Annotated in this window: 15 protein-coding genes; 5 read left to right on the top strand and 10 right to left on the bottom strand. The window is 64.3% G+C overall.

The features are described 5' to 3' along the window. Positions 1–2,177: histidine kinase dimerization/phospho-acceptor domain-containing protein (locus tag BN1969_RS00430; RefSeq protein WP_050622488.1), on the top strand; the 2,177-nt coding region annotated here is incomplete at its 5' end. Between the two features lie 92 nt (positions 2,178–2,269). Here the strand turns inward: BN1969_RS00430 and BN1969_RS00425 are convergent. The 4 genes from BN1969_RS00425 to BN1969_RS00410 all read right to left on the bottom strand — a co-directional run bounded on the left by BN1969_RS00425 (position 2,270) and on the right by BN1969_RS00410 (position 7,115). Beyond that, positions 2,270–3,664, bottom strand: coding sequence for an MATE family efflux transporter (locus BN1969_RS00425; protein WP_050622487.1), 1,395 nt, complete (start codon positions 3,662–3,664; stop codon positions 2,270–2,272). A 191-nt stretch (positions 3,665–3,855) separates the two neighbouring features. Beyond that, positions 3,856–5,178 carry an MATE family efflux transporter gene (locus BN1969_RS00420; protein WP_050622566.1) on the bottom strand — a complete coding sequence of 441 codons (1,323 nt, stop codon included), beginning with the start codon at positions 5,176–5,178 and terminating at the stop codon, positions 3,856–3,858. 85 nt (positions 5,179–5,263) lie between these two features. Beyond that, on the bottom strand, positions 5,264–6,085 hold the full coding sequence (locus BN1969_RS00415; protein WP_050622486.1) for an amidohydrolase family protein: 822 nt from the start codon (positions 6,083–6,085) through the stop codon (positions 5,264–5,266). Next, positions 6,072–7,115, bottom strand: a complete 1,044-nt coding sequence (locus BN1969_RS00410) for an acyltransferase family protein (RefSeq protein WP_050622485.1) — start codon at positions 7,113–7,115, stop codon at positions 6,072–6,074. Before BN1969_RS00410 ends, BN1969_RS00415 begins: the two co-directional genes overlap by 14 nt. 352 nt (positions 7,116–7,467) lie before the next feature. Here BN1969_RS00410 and BN1969_RS00405 point away from each other — a divergent pair, with 352 nt between their 5' ends. Further along, positions 7,468–8,010, top strand: coding sequence for a QueT transporter family protein (locus BN1969_RS00405; RefSeq protein WP_050622484.1), 543 nt, complete (start codon positions 7,468–7,470; stop codon positions 8,008–8,010). Positions 8,011–8,139: 129 nt separating this feature from the next. Further along, a complete protein-coding gene (spoIID, locus tag BN1969_RS00400; protein ID WP_242850252.1) occupies positions 8,140–9,207 on the top strand; it encodes a stage II sporulation protein D in 1,068 nt (355 codons plus the stop codon). Positions 9,208–9,507: 300 nt separating this feature from the next. Here the strand turns inward: spoIID and proS are convergent, their stop codons facing one another. After that, positions 9,508–10,950 carry a proline--tRNA ligase gene (gene proS / locus BN1969_RS00395; RefSeq protein WP_050622482.1) on the bottom strand — a complete coding sequence of 481 codons (1,443 nt, stop codon included), beginning with the start codon at positions 10,948–10,950 and terminating at the stop codon, positions 9,508–9,510. Positions 10,951–11,263: 313 nt separating this feature from the next. Here proS and mnmG point away from each other — a divergent pair, with 313 nt between their 5' ends. Continuing rightward, entirely contained in the window at positions 11,264–13,129 is a 1,866-nt protein-coding gene (mnmG, locus tag BN1969_RS00390; protein WP_050622481.1) for a tRNA uridine-5-carboxymethylaminomethyl(34) synthesis enzyme MnmG, read from the top strand. A 17-nt stretch (positions 13,130–13,146) separates the two neighbouring features. Beyond that, positions 13,147–14,049, top strand: a complete 903-nt coding sequence (locus BN1969_RS00385) for an MBL fold metallo-hydrolase (protein ID WP_050622480.1) — start codon at positions 13,147–13,149, stop codon at positions 14,047–14,049. Positions 14,050–14,242: 193 nt separating this feature from the next. On the opposite strand, the gene BN1969_RS00380 is transcribed toward BN1969_RS00385, so the two are convergent. The 5 genes from BN1969_RS00380 to BN1969_RS00360 all read right to left on the bottom strand — a co-directional run. Beyond that, entirely contained in the window at positions 14,243–14,449 is a 207-nt protein-coding gene (locus BN1969_RS00380; protein WP_050622479.1) for a helix-turn-helix transcriptional regulator, read from the bottom strand. A 4-nt stretch (positions 14,450–14,453) separates the two neighbouring features. Then, the gene (locus BN1969_RS00375) at positions 14,454–14,768 is read right to left on the bottom strand and encodes a DUF6442 family protein (protein ID WP_050622478.1); all 315 of its coding nucleotides are present in this window, start codon (positions 14,766–14,768) and stop codon (positions 14,454–14,456) included. Between the two features lie 15 nt (positions 14,769–14,783). Continuing rightward, a complete protein-coding gene (locus BN1969_RS00370) occupies positions 14,784–15,128 on the bottom strand; it encodes a DUF6442 family protein (RefSeq protein WP_050622477.1) in 345 nt (114 codons plus the stop codon). Positions 15,129–15,210: 82 nt separating this feature from the next. Further along, on the bottom strand, positions 15,211–15,522 hold the full coding sequence (locus BN1969_RS00365; RefSeq protein ID WP_050622476.1) for a DUF6442 family protein: 312 nt from the start codon (positions 15,520–15,522) through the stop codon (positions 15,211–15,213). Positions 15,523–15,669: 147 nt separating this feature from the next. Further along, a partial coding sequence (locus tag BN1969_RS00360; RefSeq protein ID WP_242850251.1) for a C45 family autoproteolytic acyltransferase/hydrolase occupies positions 15,670–16,252 on the bottom strand: 583 nt, incomplete at its 5' end.

Genomic DNA, 16,252 nt, shown 5'->3' with positions numbered 1-16,252 from the left:
TGGGGATAAGAGCCAGCCTGCTGGCCGGCGGATTGGGCCAGTACGGCTGGTGGTCCACGGAGCTGGGCGCCCGGTGGGCCAGGGACAGCCTGGAGGAGGACTGGCAGGACACCGCCGCCTTCCGAACTATCATCTGCAACTGGCTGGACGCCTGTCTCACCGCGGGGACCTGGGAGTACACCTCCGGAGGCGACTACGGGAAGGAGCTCCTGGATGGCCTGGAGGGGGACAAGAACCTGCTCTACGCCGTGGCGCGGCGGGGCAGTGTCCTGTACACCAACACCTCGGACGGCGGCTTCCTCTCCTCCGGCCAGCCGCCGGAGGGGTACCGCTTCGCGCTGCGCTGTGAGGACGGAATGGTGTCCATTACCCAGGACGGCCGGGAACTGGATGTATATGGGGACGGCTGGTACACCGAGGACGACCTGTGGTTCGTCCCAGGCTATGAGAACTTCCCCATGGATGCGGATGCCAGAAACATCCAGGTCTATCTGGCCGCGGCGTCAGATCCAAAGCCTATGGTCTACGGGAATTATCTGGGCTCCGGCGCGGATATCTGCACCTCCCAGCTCTATGACCTGGTCCAGAACCTGGCGCAGTACCGCCGGGAGCTGCTGACAGAGTGGGGGATGCTGGGGGGCGGTGCGCTGCTGCTGGCCCTGGCTCTGGTCCTGCGCCGGGACAAGGCCAGGGCGGACCGCTTCCTGGCCCGGGGGACCGGCCGGATCTGGTTCGAGGTCAAGGTGCTCCTGGCCCTTCTGGCGCTGCTCCTCCTCCCCTGGGGGGAGTTGAGCAGTTGGTCCTCCGAAACACCCGTCGCGTCCTATACAGCGGCCTCTTCCACCGCCAGCAGCGGCTCCGCACAGTGGGACACGGGGGCCGTCGCCCTCTATTCTTACAGCGGGGATGTGGTTCAGTCCCAGGCAGAGACCCATGTGTATGGAACGGGGGAAGGGCCGGACGTGCTCTTCGATTTCCTTCAGGCGCTGGGCACCCGTCCCGCCGCCGCTGTTCTGGCCTTCCTGGCTCTGTACCTGCTGGTATTCAACGACCTGCGGTACAACAGGCAGGCATGGCGGCACGGAGTGCTGGGGATGCTGGCCGCCCGGGAGCTGGAGCTCCCTGTCCAGAAGCGGCTCAGCCGCTCCGCCGGCCTGGTCTCCCTGTCCTGTCTGCTGCTGAACTGCGTCACAGCCGGTCTGCTGATCTGGTGCTCCAGCTGGTCCTGGGGCTCCGTCCGGCTGGAGACGGCCTGGCTCCTCTGTCTGCCGCCCCTTCTGCTCGCTGCTGTGACAGCGGCATTCCTGTTCCGCCAGCGCCGGCTGTGGGGGGATCTGGGGGCGCTCACCGGTCAGATCGCCGCCGTCCGGGCGGGGGAGCTGGCCCGCCCCCTGGAACTGCCCCGGGACCACGACCTGTCCCAGGCGGCGGATGACCTGAACCACATCCAGCAGGGGCTCCAGGCCGCCATGGAGGAGCGCACCCGCAGCGAGCGGATGAAGGTGGAGCTGGTCACCAATGTGTCCCATGACCTGAAGACCCCCCTCACCTCTATTATCAGTTATGCCGAGCTGCTGGAGCAGGAACATCTGGAGCCCCCTGCCGGGGAGTATGTGACCATCCTCTCCCAAAAGGCCCAGCGGCTGAAGGGGATGGTGCAGGATGTGTTCGAGGTGAGCAAGGCGGCCTCCGGCCAGCTGCCGGTGAGCCTCAAACGGCTGGACCTGGCCCGCCTGCTCCGCCAGACCCTGGCGGATATGGACCAGCCCATCCAGGAGAGCGGGCTGCAGCTGCGCACCCAGCTCCCCGACCACTCGGTGCTCATCCAGGGGGACAGTGACCGCCTCTACCGGGTGTTCCAGAATCTGCTGGGCAACGCCTTGAAATACTCCCTGGCCGGTTCCCGGGTGTACCTGACCCTCACGGTGGAGGAGGGACAGGCGGTGGCCGCCCTGCGCAACACCTCTGCCGCAGAACTCCGTCCCGGCCTGGACTACACCCAGCGCTTCGTCCGGGGGGACGAGAGCCGTACCGACGGCGGCAGCGGGCTGGGCCTGTCCATTGCCTCCAGCTTTGTCCAGGCCTGCGGCGGTCAGTTCCAGGTAGAGACCCAGGCCGACCTCTTCACCGCCCTGGTCTCCTTCCCCTTGGACGCCTCCCCGTCCGATCCCAGGTGATCCGCATTTCGGAAACAGCCGTACGGGCGGACTTTTTTGACAAATGGAAAGGCCCAGGCGCTTTTGCGCCTGGGCCCTCTGTGTCAATGGGGTTACGGTCCTTCCGCGCGGACGGGGCGGAGGGCGGCCTCCTCGGTCTGATCGGGATACAGCTTCCGCAGATGGCGGATGCAGAGGATGGCGGCGGGGATCAGGAACAGATCGGCGCTGATCCAGGCCACCGGGGAGGCAAAGCAGGCGGCGGTGAAGCCGAACAGGGGGACGAAGACCTGGCCCATCACCGTCCGGGCGGCCATCTCGAGCACCCCCGCCAGGATGGCCAGCTGACTGAAGCCCATCCCCTGGATGGAGAAGCGCACGATATTGACCAGGGCCAGGGGGAAGAAGAAAGCGGTGAGGGTAGTGATATACTGGCTGGTGAGGGACACAAGCCGGGCAAGATCGGCCTCATCCTGGTTCAGGAACAGCATGGCGCACTGGGGAGCGAAGAGCAGCATGGCCCCCACGGCCAGCACGGCATAGCCCAGCCCCAGCCAGGCGCAGGCCCGCATCCCCTGTCCCAGCCGGTCCAGCTTGCAGGCCCCCACGTTCTGGCCGCAGTAGGTGGCCATAGAGGAGCCCATGGCGTCATAGGGGCAGCAGATCAGCTGGAACAGCTTGGCTCCGGCGGCCACCGAGGCGATAGCGGCAGTTCCCAGGCCGTTGACGGCGGACTGGAGGATGATGGAGCCGACGGCGGTGATGGAGTATTGGAGGCCCATGGGGATGCCCATCCAGCACAGAACCTTGGCGGAGTGGAGGTCAAACCGCTTCTCCGCCCCCTGCATGCGCAGGATGGGGAAGCGCCTGACCATGAAAGCCAGACAGGCCAGGCCGGACAGAGCCTGGGAGAGCACGGTGGCGATGGCCGCCCCCGCCACTCCCGCACGGAAGAGCAGAATGAAAGCGAAATCCAGGCCGATATTCAGGATGGAGGCCAGGGCCAGGAAATAGACCGGCGTCTTGCTGTCCCCCAGAGAGCGCATGATGGCAGCCAGCAGGTTGTAGAGGATGGAGGCCGGGATACCCATGAAGATCACGAAGATATAACTGTACGCATCCGCGAAGATCTCCTCCGGCGTCTGCATGGCGGTCAGGATCGTACGGCACAGCAGGCCGGTGGCTGCGGTGAGCACCACGGCGATGCCCGCCCCCAGATAGGCGGCGTTGGCTACGTATCGGCGCATTTTGGAGGGCTCTCCCGCCCCAATGCGCTGAGCTACCGGGATGGCGAAACCGTTGCAGATGCCCATGCAGAAGCCGATGACCAGAAAACTGATGGAGCCGGTGGAGCCCACCGCCGCCAGCGCGGCAGACCCCAGCAGTTTGCCCACGATCATGGTATCCACCAGATTGTAGAGCTGCTGGAACAACAGGCCCAGCAGCGTGGGCAGGGTGAAGCCGGCGATCAGCCGCATGGGGCTGCCGGTGGTGAGATCGCGGGTCATAGGGGGTCCCTCCTTCTGATGCGGAGCGGGGCGCCTGCGCCCGTCTCCTGGACTGCAATATTATAGCGGTCCGCCCCCCTTTGGGATAGAGCTTTTTTTCACAATCTTTTCCCCGCTCCCCTCCGGCCGGTCTGTCAAATTGTCATGACCGGGACCGTGGGGCCTTCTGCCACAGCGGCCCGTCTCGCCCCTCAGCCCTTCGGAGCGTCCTTCTCGGTGGGCAGCAGCTTTTTCCGCTGAGAGAGGAACAAAGTCAGGGTGGTGGCACTGGCCAGGATGTCGGCGATAGGCTCGGCCGCATAGATCCCCATGACGCTGCCGGTGACTCTGGGCAGGATGAGGGCCAGGGGCACCAGCAGGATCACCTTCCGCAGCAGGGCCAGGAACAGGCTGGTCCTGGCCTGACCAAGGGCCATGAAGGTGCTCTGGCAGGCCATCTGGGCGCCGAAGGCCCAGATGCCCCCGAAGAAGAGGGGCATGACCCGGGACACCAGCTGGATCAGCTCCTGCTCAGGGGTGAAGATACGGGCCAGCACCCCCGGGATCAGGGCCACCATGACAAAGGCGGAGCAGGTGACCGTCATGGTGACGGCCAGCAGCCGCTTGAAGGTCTGCCGGACCCGCCGGTAGTTCTTGGCCCCGTAGTTGTAGCTCATAATGGGCTGGACCCCCTGGGTGATGCCCTGGGTGGGCATGACGATCATCTGCATAATGGACTGGATGATGGTGATGGAGCCTACATACAGGTCCCCGCCGTAGGTCTGCATCCCGGTGTTCAGGACCACGGTCACCAGGCTCTCGGTGGACTGCATGATAAAGGGTGCCACCCCCAGGCCGGCGATCTTCCCCATCACTCTGGGGTCAGGCCGGACATAGGCGCGGCGGATGCGCAGGATGCTGTGGGGACAGCAAAGGAAGGCAAGCACCCAACAGGCGCTCACCGCCTGGGACAGGATGGTGGCCAGGGCCGCACCCCTTACCCCCCACTGGAAAACAAAAATAAAGATGGGGTCCAGTACGATATTCAGCACCGCGCCGATGAGCACGCTGAGCATGGCGGTCATCGCTTTCCCCTGTGCGCTGATGAAGGTGTTCAGGCCCAGGGCCAGCTGGACGAAGACCGTGCCCAGCAGATAGATGCCGATGTAGCTGGAGGCATAGCCAATGGTGGCGTCCGAGGCGCCGAAGGCCCGCAGGATGGGCTCCTTGAAGGCGCTGAAGCCCACCGTCAGCACTGCGGCGGTCATCAGCAGAAGGGCCAGAGAGTTGCCCAGGATCCGCTCCGCCTGGTCCTTTTTTCCCGCCCCCAGCTGGATGGCGGCCAGCGGCGCGCCTCCCTGCCCGGCAAAGGCGGCAAAGGCGGACACCAGCGTAATGATGGGAAAGGTCACCCCCACCCCGGTCAGTGCCAGGTCCCCCACCTCGGGGATGTGGCCGATGTAGATGCGGTCCACGATGTTGTACAGCATGTTGATGAACTGGGCGGCCACCGCTGGTACGGCCAGCTTCAGCATCAGACGGCCGATGGGTGCCGTCCCCAGCACATTTGATCCTCTCTCCTCCACAGGAGTCACTTGCCTTTCTTTTCTGGATTTTGAGTCAAAGCCCCAGCCCATAGACCCGGTTGGCGTTGTCAAAGAAGACGGCGGGGCGGCGCTCCTCCGGCACGATGCGGGTGACGTAGTCCCGGTATTCCGCCAGATTGACGATGGGCCAGTCGGTGCCGTACAGGAAGCGGTCCCAGCAGCCCAGATAGTCCATCCAGGTGCGCAGCAGCCCCACGTATCCGGCCCGCTCCACAAAGTAGCGGTCCAGGTCCGCACGCCCCTCCAGCAGCCCGGACAGGTCAGCGCACACGTTGGGGTTCTTCTCCAGCACCGCCGCGGCCGCCTCCAGGAAGGGGTTGCCGAAGTGGCACATGACGAACCGGGTCCTGGGGAAGTCCGCCGCCGCCTCGTCCAGCGCCAGGGGGTGGCTGTACTTCAGGTGGGCCCGGGGGTGGGCGGTGAGCCCCATATGGACCGCTACCGGCTTGTCATACCGCTCCGCCAGACGGTAGACGGGCTCGTACACCGGATCGGACAGCCAGATCCGGTTGTACCCGGGGTAGAGCTTCACGCCGCAGCAGTTCTCCCGCTTCAGATGCTCCTCCACCTGGTCGGGCAGGTCCTCCGGGATGTGGCTCCCCCGGCGGAGCACCAGGCTGTCCAGCCCCACGCAGTAGTGGAACAGGTCCCGGGGGTAGTTGTGGAAGCCGGTCTCCAGGCTGCGGTTGCCCATCACCACCCCGTGGACGATCTCCAGCTCCCCATAGACCTGCCGGAGATGCTCCACCGAGTTCTCGTGCCCCACCCCACGGGCCATGGCATCGGTCCCCGGCTCGGACGGAAAGATGTGCAGGTGCGCGTCAATGATCTTCATAAGTCCCTCCTCTGATCCGGCGGCGCAGCCAGGCCGCGCCCCCATTCAGGCCAATGGCCAGCAGTGTGGAGAGCACCGCCACCAGGAAGGGGAGCAGCCAGCTCCGCTCCATGGCCCAGGCAAAGCCCGGCACAGTGTCGCTCCACTCCTTCATCACCCCGTAGATGGGCACATGAAAGGCAAAGATATAAAAGGTCAGCTCCCGCCCGCAGCGGCAGGCGGTCCTCCTCAGCACCGGGCTTTTCACCGCCGGACCGGCCACACAGGCCGCCATCACGCACACCGCGGCCAGCACCGTCCCCACATGGAGGTCCAGGAATTCCGTGCGGCTACGCTCCCACAGCGCCAGAAGGGACCCCGCCGCCGCCCCCAGCCAGAGCCAGCCCGGCCGCAGGGCCTCGATCCGCTCCCGCTGCGATCCCGTCCAGGTGCCCAGGAGGAAGAAGGGCAGGCCGTCCAGCCACACGTTTCGGATGCGCACGCTGTCCACTGCCAGCCCCTGGAGGCTCCGGCCCTCCCCCAGAACCAGGTGGACGGCCAGCAGGCCCAGGGCCAGGACGGCCAGCAGGCGGTGGGGCAGGCGGCCCCGGAGCAGCGCGGTGAGGCCCCACCACATCAGGTAGATCATCAGCAGCGCGGCCAGAAACCACAGCGGCCAGGAGTAGGGCAGGGGAAAGAGCTGCCACAGTACCAGCGATGCTGCGTTGGCCCAGGTAAAGCGCCCCAGAAGGTAGGCACCCATGGAGGCACCGCCGTGTCTGGCCATGGCGCACCCAAGACCCAGCAGGGCGAGGCAGGCGAAGAGCAGCAGGCCGGCGGTGCGGACCGTCCGGCGGGCCAGCACACGGGGCGGACTGCGCCAGCTGAAAAAGCCGGCGGAGAGGAAAAACAGCGGGACCGCGAACCGGGCCAGGCAGTTCACCGCCACCCCGATCTGTCCCGGAAGGAGGATATGGATAAAGATGACGCTGTAAATGGCGACACATTTCCACAGGTCCAGCTTGTCGTTGTGTCCGCTCCCGCGCTCCATGCGCCTCACCTCCTCTGGTCTGTAACATAACATTATATCACAGCCGCCCGGGAAAGAAAAGCCGAGTCTGTCCCGACCTTCCTCCCTCTCTCGTTGAGTTGTTGTCCACGACTTCAACTTTAACCGATGAGGCATTGTCCTCCATCCTTTTTATTCATCTGTCCAGCATGTATTGTACTCCTACAGTAGGCGAACGACCGGGGGCAAAATTTTTCTTTACAGGGGAAGCGGGCTGTGGTATGATGCCGGGGACGAGTTCCCACATCTCGTCCAAGCACGGTCGTGAGACGCGCCGTGTTCGTTCGGGAGGCCCTGCCTCTCGTTCTCTAAAAAAGAAAATGGAGGTTTTTTTATGCGCAAATTTACCACCCGAGACCTGACCCTGGCCGCTGTCCTGGCCGCTGTCTACGCAGCGCTCACCATCACTCTGCCCGTGCCCCAGTACGGAGCGGTCCAGATCCGGTTCGCCGAGGCCCTCACCGTGCTCCCGTTCCTGTTCCCCGCCGCCACGCCGGGGCTGTTTGTGGGGTGCATCATCGCCAACCTGTTTTCCCCCTTCGTGCTGGATGTGGTGTTCGGGTCCATGGCCACCCTGCTGGCCTGCCTGTGGACCAGCCGGATGACCAGCCGATGGCTGGCACCCCTGCCCCCCGTGCTGTGCAACGCAGTGATCGTGGGGGCGGAGATCGCCTGGGCGGAGACCGGCATCACTCCCGCGTTTTGGACGGCATTCGGCTTCAACGCCGTGACGGTGGGGCTGGGTGAGCTGATCGCCTGCTATGCTCTGGGCTCCCTGATGCTGTCCGCAATGCCTCAGGTGCCCTATTTCAGGGGAATGATCCCGGCCGAGCGGCTGGAGCGGCTGTCTTCCCGTGCGGGGCGGGAGCGGGCCTGAAGATAGAACGAGAAAGAGATCACCGGTCGGGAGAGCCGTCCGGTGATCTCTTTTTGCGCATGTTTGGGGTGGGACATGCATAATCTGGAGGGTGTGAGAGCGATCAGGGGAAAGGCGGGAGGGCGGGACATGAGATTCCAGGGGCGAGACGCCGCCAGGGGGCGGAGGATGCGGAAGGATCTGGGCCGGACGGCCGGAGCGGGGGTGGCCCTGGCTCTGGTCCTGTTCCTGATGCCCGCCCTGCTGGTGCGGCAGGGGGAATTTTCCCAGGAGCTTCTGCCCCAGGGAACACTGCCCCTCCATCGGACGCCGTCCAGCGTCTCGGCCGCCAGCCAGGACCGGGGGCGGGTAGTGCGGCTGAGCCGATCGGACGGGACAGTGGAGGAGCTGACCATGGAGGAGTACCTGTGGGGGGTGGTGGCAGCGGAGATGCCCGCTTCCTTTGAGGAGGAGGCCCTGAAGGCACAGGCCTGCGCCGCCCGTACCTATACGGTCACCCTTCAGGAGGCATCCAGCCCCCGGCACCCGGACGCCCAGATCTGCGATGACAGCGGCTGCTGCCAGGCGTATCTGGACCGGGCGGAGGCGGAGGCCCGCTGGGGGGCCAATGCGGAACTGTACAGCGGAAAGATCCAGCGGGCCGTGGAGGAGACCGATGGACTGGGGGTGCTCTATAACGGGGCGCCCATCCAGGCGGTGTTTTTTTCCTCCGCTGCAGGCCGGACGGTGGGGGCAGTGGAGGCATGGGGGAATTCGGTGGACTATCTGGTGGGAGTGGAGAGCCCGGAGGGGGAGGAGGTGCCCAACTACCACAGTCAGGTGGTCCTGACGGCGGAAGAGGTCAGGACGGCGGCGCTGGCACAGTATCCGGGGGCGGACCTGTCCGGGGACCCCTCGGGGTGGTTCTCGCAGCCGGTAGAAAATTCAGCCGGCGGAGTGGCCTCCGTGGATCTGGGAGGCGTCACCCTCACCGGGAGCGAGGTGCGGACTCTGTTCGGGCTCCGCTCCGCCAGCTTTTCCGTATCCTGGGACGGGGAAGCCTTCACCTTTGACGTCACCGGCTACGGACACGGGGTGGGCATGAGCCAGTACGGGGCCAATGCCATGGCTAGGGAGGGGAGCGATTTCGAGGAGATCCTCACCTGGTACTACACCGGGACAGAGGTGGGGGAGCTGTACGGAGCGGCGGGGGAATAAGATCGGGGAAACAGCCCCTGCCGCACCGGAGGCCCCTCCGCTTCTGACAGAGGGCCGTCCCGTCCGCAGCACATAGGAAGAGCACCAGATGCGGGAACACGGCCAGATGAGGAGTGGACCAGAGAGCAGAATTCAAAGACCATCCCGCGGGGCGGTGCTTCCCTATATGAGCACCTGGAGCAACAGCAGAGCCGCAGATGCAGGCCGGCCTCCGAATGGCATTGGGAAGAGGCGGGGATACAAAAAGGGCTCCGGCAGCTTCTGACTGCCGGAGCCCTTCCATATTTCATCCATCAAAGGTCAATATGCCACGCCCCAGTAGATCATGTGCTTGGCGGGCTTGCCGCAGCAGACGCAGGTGTCGCCCACTGCCTCCTGCTTGAGGGGCATGCACCGGGAGGTGACCCCGGCCTGCTCCTTCATCTTCAGCTCACACTCCAGCTCACCGCACCACATGGTCTTGGCGAAGCCGCCCTCGCCCTCCATGAAGGACTTGACTTCGTCCAGGGTGCGGCACACCTTGGTGTGGTCCTCCAGATTCTGTTTAGCCCGCTGGAACAGTCCGTCGTGGACCGCGTCCAGCAGCTCCTGAACCTTAGCCTCCAGCTCTGCCAGGGGGACGAAGACCTTCTCGCCGGAGTCCCGGCGGCAGATGCAGCACTGGCCCTTCTCCATGTCCTTGGGGCCGATCTCCACACGCAGGGGGACGCCTTTCATCTCGTACTGGGCGGCCTTCCAGCCCATGGACTGGTCGCTGTCATCCATCTGGGCCCGGATGCCCGCCGCTTTCAGGCGGTTCAGCAGGGCGGCGGCGGCGTCCAGCACGCCCTCCTTGTGCTGGGCCACGGGGATGACGATGGCCTGGATGGGGGCGATGCGGGGGGGCAGGACCAGGCCGTTGTTGTCCCCGTGGGTCATGATGATGCCGCCGATCATCCGGGTGGACACCCCCCAGGAGGTCTGGTGGGGGTAGTGGAGCTGGTTGTCCCTGCCGGTGAAGGTGATGTCAAAGGCCCGGGCGAAGCCGTCACCAAAGTAGTGGCTGGTGCCCGCCTGGAGGGCCTTCCGATCATGCATCATGCACTCCACGGTATAAGTCTCCTCCGCGCCATTGAATTTCTCCTTATCTGTCTTGCGGCCCCGGACCACGGGCATGGCCAGCACATTCTCCATGAAGTCGGCGTAGAGGTTCAGCATCCGCATGGTCTCCTCCCGGGCCTCCTCCTCGGTGGCGTGCATGGTGTGGCCCTCCTGCCACAGGAACTCCCGGTGGCGCAGGAAGGGGCGGCTGGTCTTCTCCCAGCGCAGGACAGAGCACCACTGGTTGTACAGCTTGGGCAGGTCCCGGTGGGAGTGGATAATGTTTTTATAGTGCTCACAGAACAGGGTCTCAGAGGTGGGACGGATGCAGTAGCGCTCCTCCAGCTTCTCGCTGCCGCCGTAGGTGACCCAGGCGCACTCAGGGGCAAAGCCCTCCACATGGTCCTTCTCCTTCTGGAGCAGGGACTCGGGGATCAGCATGGGCAGATACACGTTCTCGTGGCCGGTCTCCTTGAACCGACGGTCCATCTCCCGCTGGATGTTCTCCCAGATGGCATAGCCATAGGGGCGGTAGATGAACATGCCCTTGATGGAGGAGTAGTCGATCAGCTCCGCCTTCTTGCACACGTCGGTGTACCACTGGGCGAAGTCCACCTCCATGTCGGTGATCTGCTCCACCTGCTTCTTCTTGTCATTGGCCATTCTAGATCCGTCCTTTATCATCAAACTAAAAACTGGCGCGGCCCCGCAGGGCCGGGCATCAGATCAATGTGTCCCATCCATTTTATAAACAGAACCGGGAAAAGTCAAGGAAAACAAGCGGTATGGGAGGCCCAGACAAGGGGAATTCTATATCCTCAGCCACGCCGCGGCAGCGGACCTGGTAGGCTGAGGCGGGGCGAGACCGGGCCTTTTCCTTGCGCGTGGGCCGATTTTGTGTTACAATGACCCGAAATGCACAGAGCAGGCGGCAGAGGATCATCCACGCCGCCTGCCGGGGAGACGAGAAAGAGCGATGACACGATACGACGCAGGAGAATTTGATGTGGCCGTCATCGGCGCGGGCCACGCTGGCATTGAGGCCGCCCTGGCCTGCGCCAGAATGGGGCTGCGGACGGCGTGCTTCACCATCAACCTGGATGCGGTGGGCAACATGCCCTGCAACCCGGCCATCGGCGGCACCGGTAAGGGCCATCTGGTCCGGGAGCTGGACGCCCTGGGGGGCGAGATGGGCCGGGCGGCCGACCGGGCCTGCATCCAGTACCGCCTGCTCAACCGGGGCAAGGGACCGGCAGTCTGGTCCCTGCGGGCCCAGGCGGACCGGCGGGAATATCAGAAGGTGATGAAGCACACCCTGGAGCGCCAGGAAAACCTGTGGGTGAAGCAGTCCGAGGTGGTGGACATTCTCACAGACGGAGGGGCGGTGTCCGGCGTGGTCACTTACACCGGGGCGGTCTACCGGGTCAAGGCGGCTGTGGTGGCCACCGGGACCTATCTGGGGGGACGCACCATCGTGGGGGAGGTGGTCCGGGACTCCGGGCCTGACGGCCTGGCTGCCGCCGTCCCCCTGACAGCGTGCCTGACGGGGCTGGGCCTGACCATCCGCCGCTTCAAGACGGGCACGCCCCCCCGGGTCAATGCCCGCAGTGTGGACTTCTCCCGCATGGAGCGGCAGCCTGGGGATGAGGAGGGGCTGGCCTTCTCCTTCCAGACAGAGCGCCCGCCGGAGAACCGGGCGGTCTGCTGGCTGACCTACACCAACCAGCGCACCCACGACATCATCCGGGCCAATCTGGACCGCTCCCCCCTGTACGATGGCACCATCGAGGGGGTAGGGCCCCGGTACTGCCCCTCCATCGAGACCAAGGTGGTCCGCTTCCCGGATAAGGAGCGCCACCAGCTCTTCGTGGAGCCCATGGGGCTGGACACGGAGGAGCTGTACATCCAGGGGTTCTCCTCCTCTCTGCCTGAGGAGGTGCAGCTGGAGATGCTGCACACCGTTCCGGGGCTGGAGCGGGCGGAGATGACCCGGTGCGCCTATGCCATCGAATATGACTGCGTGGACCCCACCCAGCTGGAGGCCACCCTGGAGAGCAAGCAGGTGCCGGGACTGTACGGAGCGGGACAGTTCAACGGCTCCTCCGGCTATGAGGAGGCGGCGGTGCAGGGCTTTGTGGCGGGGGTGAACGCCGCCCTGAAGCTGTTGGGCCGCCCGCCATTGATCCTCCGCCGGGATCAGGGATACATCGGGGTGCTCATCGACGACCTGGTGACTAAGGGGACCAACGAGCCCTACCGCATGATGACCTCCCGCACCGAGTACCGGCTGCTCCACCGCCAGGACAACGCCGACCGCCGCCTGACTCCCATCGGCCGCGGGCTGGGGCTGGTGAGCCGGGAGCAGGCGGAGGCGGTGCAGGTCAAGTATGAGGCGGTGGACCGGGAAGCTGCCCGGCTGGAGCGGGCCGGGACACCTCCCTCCGCTGCCTTGGACACCCTGCTGGCGGAGAAAGGGGAGCCTCCGGTGCGGGACGGGGCCCGGCTGGCCGACCTGCTGCGCCGGCCCAGGATCACCTATGAGGAGCTGGCTCCCTTCGACCCGGAGCGCCCCCCCCTTCCCAGGGAGATTGTCCGGGAGGTGGAGATCACCATCAAGTATCAGGGTTATATCGACCGGCAGCTGCGGCAGGTGGCGGAGATGAAGAAGCTGGAGGACCGGCCTCTCCCGCCGGACCTGGACTATGAGGCCATTGGCGGCCTGCGGCTGGAGGCCCGGCAGAAGCTGGCCCAGATCCGGCCCCGAAACCTGGGGCAGGCCAGCCGGGTGTCCGGCGTCTCCCCCGCTGATGTGGCGGTGCTGATGGTCTATCTGGGCAAGTGAGGACAAAGGAGAAGAAGATGAAGCTGACACAAGTGAAGGGCAGCACCTGGGTGCTGGAGGCCAACGAGCTGATCCCCCTGTACCTGCTGGACGACCGGCGGTGTGTTCTTCTGGACAGCGGGCTGGCCAAGGAGCGGGAGGAGATCGAGAAGACCCTGCTGGAGGCGGGGCTGGAGCCGGCAGGCATCCTGTGCTCCCACGCCCATGTGGACCACTGCGCCAATAACCGGTATTTTCAGGAGAAGTACCACCTCCCCGTGGCACTCACCGCCCCGGAGGCGGGGATGTGCAGCAGTATCCTGAATTTGAAATGCTACCGGCTGCTGGTCTCCCCCGACGCGGCGGAGCAGGAGATGAGCGAGATGGTGCACGTCCCGGACCTGATCCTCCCACCGGTGGACGGGCCCATCCGGCTGGCGGGAGCCATGTTCCGCATCCTGCACACACCGGGGCACTCCTCCGGCCACATCTGTGCCGTCACCCCGGACAACGTGTGCTACACCGGGGACGCCCTGATGTCCCAGGCGCTGCTGGACGCCAAGCTGCCTTACGGCCTGTCCATCCAGCTGGCCATGGAGAGCCGGGAGCGGCTGCGGGAGCTGGAGGACTGCGACTTCTTTATCATGGCTCACAAGGGGGTGTGCGCCGGAAGAGAGATCGGCCCCCTCATCGACGCCAACCAGGAGCTGGTGCGCCGCCGGGCCGGAGAGATCCGGGACCTGATCACAGAGCCCATGGACTTCAGCCAGATCTGCCGGGCGGTATGCACCCGGTTTTCCCTGCTCACCCGGCGGCCCCGCCGGGCGCTGTACTACGAGCGGAACATCCGCCTGTTCGTGGAGTATCTGATGGACCAGGGGGAGCTGGGCATGGAGACCCGCCAGGGGACGGCCTTCTACCTGCCATCAAAGAAAATATGAGGACAGTATAACCGGGCCCCGGAGATATTCGATCTCCGGGGCCCGGTAAATTCTGTGCGGACCGTTAACGAGCATATTGCTGCCAGCTGGTCGGCGTATATTCAATATTATATAATTTTTGCGGGTAGATAATAACATGGTTTAATATCGAGAAATTACAGAAAAATTAAACCAAAAATTCGAAAAATTTATTTCAGAAATAGAAAAGCTCCTCAAATTTTTTGTCCAGCGCGATGCACAGCACCAGGGCCAGCTTGGCGGTGGGGTTGAACTGGCCGGTCTCAATGGAGCTGATGGTCTGGCGGGACACGCCCACCAGCTTGGCCAGGTCTCCCTGGGACAGACCGCGCTCCGCCCGGGCCACCTTTAAGCGATTTTTCAAGACCAGCTGTTCATCCATGTCCTCACCATCCCTGTGAGAAGTATCTTACCAGATTCCAGGCCAAAAAAGCAAGAGAGATCAGCAGCGTCACCACGTCGGAGGTGTTCCTCCGCTTGGTGAGACGGTAGAGGCGGTTGCCCACACAGGAGGCCCAGAACATGGCCAGCACACTGTTGGCAGGCAGGCCGTGGAGCCGGTTGAAGATCACGATCACTACCCCCACCAGAAAGACCAGGATCAGGCTGAAGGACTCCCCCTCGATGCGGACAGTGCGCTCCATCTCGTCCTGAACAGCGTTTTCCTTCCGGCTTTTCGCCAGGATCTCCTCTTTTTGCATTATGCTTACCTCCTTTTATACCCAGTCCATGCCAGCCAAAACGATGTGGAAGATGGTGGAGAGGCTGCACAGAACCGAAACCACGCTCCACACCAGATAGGACCGCCTGCGATAGTAGAAATAGAGGGCCATGTTCTTTCCCGCTGCGCTCACCACCACCGCCAGGAAGAACACCCGGTAGTCGGCAAAAGCCGTCCCAGTAAAAAACTTTTGCAGGAACAGAATCGTAATGAGAGCGGCGTTCACCAGCAGGATGGCGCAGTAGGCCGCCTGGTTGGACTTCTGTTGGATGCTCCGGTCTCGCTCGTCCCCGGGCTGATTTTCCATTCGGCTCTTCTCCAGGATCTCTTGTTTTTCCATCTGATACACACTCCCTTTTTTGATCACGGTGCGGGCGCCAGCGTCAGTACCAGCCTGGCCGGCCCCAGCGGTCTGGCCGGGCTCACGGCAGGGTCTCCAGGATGTAGGAGACCAGGGAGAAGAGGGAGGCCAGTCCGGCCAGCACTGCGGTGGCCAGCACGCTCTTTTCCTTCCGGGCAAAGTAGCGGCCTGCGGCCTCGCAGGAGAGATAGGCCCAAAACAGGGTCAGGGGCAGGGAGTTGTCCAGCCCCCGGACCATGTTGTAGATCATGATGACGAGAAACAGCACCAGAAATCCCACCACGCCGTACTGCCGGCCCCGGTCCTGGGCATAGGTCAGGCCCTCGTCCTTCTCGCGGCGGCTCCGCTTCAGAATGTCTTCCTTGTCCATCATAGCAGCGCTCCTTTCGTTTGGTGAGGCAAGCATATCACGTCACCTCAAAATTGTCAAGTAAACTTTGCAAAAAAATAATAATACTTTGCAAGATGACAAGCGTAATAAGATGACGGGGAGCGGCAGAGGGCCGCTCCCCGTATGAGGTCAGGAACGAAACGAGAGCCTGGAGTCTGGCTGAAAGGGGAGGCGGCCGGGGTTGCCCTCCGCACGCAGGAGGGTGCCGGAGGCCGTGTCATAGAGCACGGACCAGACGGTGTCCCGGCCCTCCCTGCGGTCATACTGGCACAGGAAGCCCATCCTGCCGGAGAGCAGGTCCTGTCCAGCTTGGAGGTCGAGCTCCGGGCCCCAGGCGGCCAGGGAGCGGGTGAGGGTCAGATAGCGCTCTTCCGCCCGCCAGTCGTCGTCTGTCTGCCGGCGGAAGGGGGCCATGGCGGAGAGGTGGAAGGAATTGACGGAGCAGACGAAGGCGTCCGTCTCCCCGGGACAATGGATCTGGGTGCGCTCCGGGGCACACTCCGCCAGGGCGATACGCCCAGCCCGGTCGGCCAGCACCAGCGTGTGGCAGGAGGAGACGGGGAGCTGCCGGAGCAGCAACAGGGCCTGGGGAACATCCCGGCAGGATTCCAGCAGGAGCCGCAGGGTCAGACCAGCATTCAGCCCGGGGCGGGGTGGGGTGGGGGGGACCGCGGGGGGGCCCGCCGCCCGGCCGAACTGGTTGACGCCGTCC

Origin of the sequence: Clostridium phoceensis (genome assembly GCF_001244495.1) — a bacterium.
Taxonomy (GTDB): domain Bacteria; phylum Bacillota; class Clostridia; order Oscillospirales; family Oscillospiraceae; genus Lawsonibacter; species Lawsonibacter asaccharolyticus.
Note: the sequence above shows the minus strand (reverse complement) of the source record. Positions and strands in the feature narration are given on the sequence as shown.

Excerpts from the sequence above, each read along its gene's own strand:
- BN1969_RS00385 (WP_050622480.1), top strand. The coding sequence starts at position 13,147 with ATGAAGCTGACACAAGTGAAGGGCAGCACCTGGGTGCTGGAGGCCAAC.
- BN1969_RS00375 (WP_050622478.1), bottom strand. The coding sequence starts at position 14,768 with ATGCAAAAAGAGGAGATCCTGGCGAAAAGCCGGAAGGAAAACGCTGTT.
- BN1969_RS00405 (WP_050622484.1), top strand. The coding sequence starts at position 7,468 with ATGCGCAAATTTACCACCCGAGACCTGACCCTGGCCGCTGTCCTGGCC.
- spoIID (WP_242850252.1), top strand. The coding sequence starts at position 8,140 with ATGAGATTCCAGGGGCGAGACGCCGCCAGGGGGCGGAGGATGCGGAAG.
- proS (WP_050622482.1), bottom strand. The coding sequence starts at position 10,950 with ATGGCCAATGACAAGAAGAAGCAGGTGGAGCAGATCACCGACATGGAG.
- BN1969_RS00365 (WP_050622476.1), bottom strand. The coding sequence starts at position 15,522 with ATGATGGACAAGGAAGACATTCTGAAGCGGAGCCGCCGCGAGAAGGAC.
- BN1969_RS00380 (WP_050622479.1), bottom strand. The coding sequence starts at position 14,449 with ATGGATGAACAGCTGGTCTTGAAAAATCGCTTAAAGGTGGCCCGGGCG.
- BN1969_RS00415 (WP_050622486.1), bottom strand. The coding sequence starts at position 6,085 with ATGAAGATCATTGACGCGCACCTGCACATCTTTCCGTCCGAGCCGGGG.
- mnmG (WP_050622481.1), top strand. The coding sequence starts at position 11,264 with ATGACACGATACGACGCAGGAGAATTTGATGTGGCCGTCATCGGCGCG.
- BN1969_RS00370 (WP_050622477.1), bottom strand. The coding sequence starts at position 15,128 with ATGGAAAAACAAGAGATCCTGGAGAAGAGCCGAATGGAAAATCAGCCC.
- BN1969_RS00410 (WP_050622485.1), bottom strand. The coding sequence starts at position 7,115 with ATGGAGCGCGGGAGCGGACACAACGACAAGCTGGACCTGTGGAAATGT.
- BN1969_RS00425 (WP_050622487.1), bottom strand. The coding sequence starts at position 3,664 with ATGACCCGCGATCTCACCACCGGCAGCCCCATGCGGCTGATCGCCGGC.
- BN1969_RS00420 (WP_050622566.1), bottom strand. The coding sequence starts at position 5,178 with ATGCTGAAGCTGGCCGTACCAGCGGTGGCCGCCCAGTTCATCAACATG.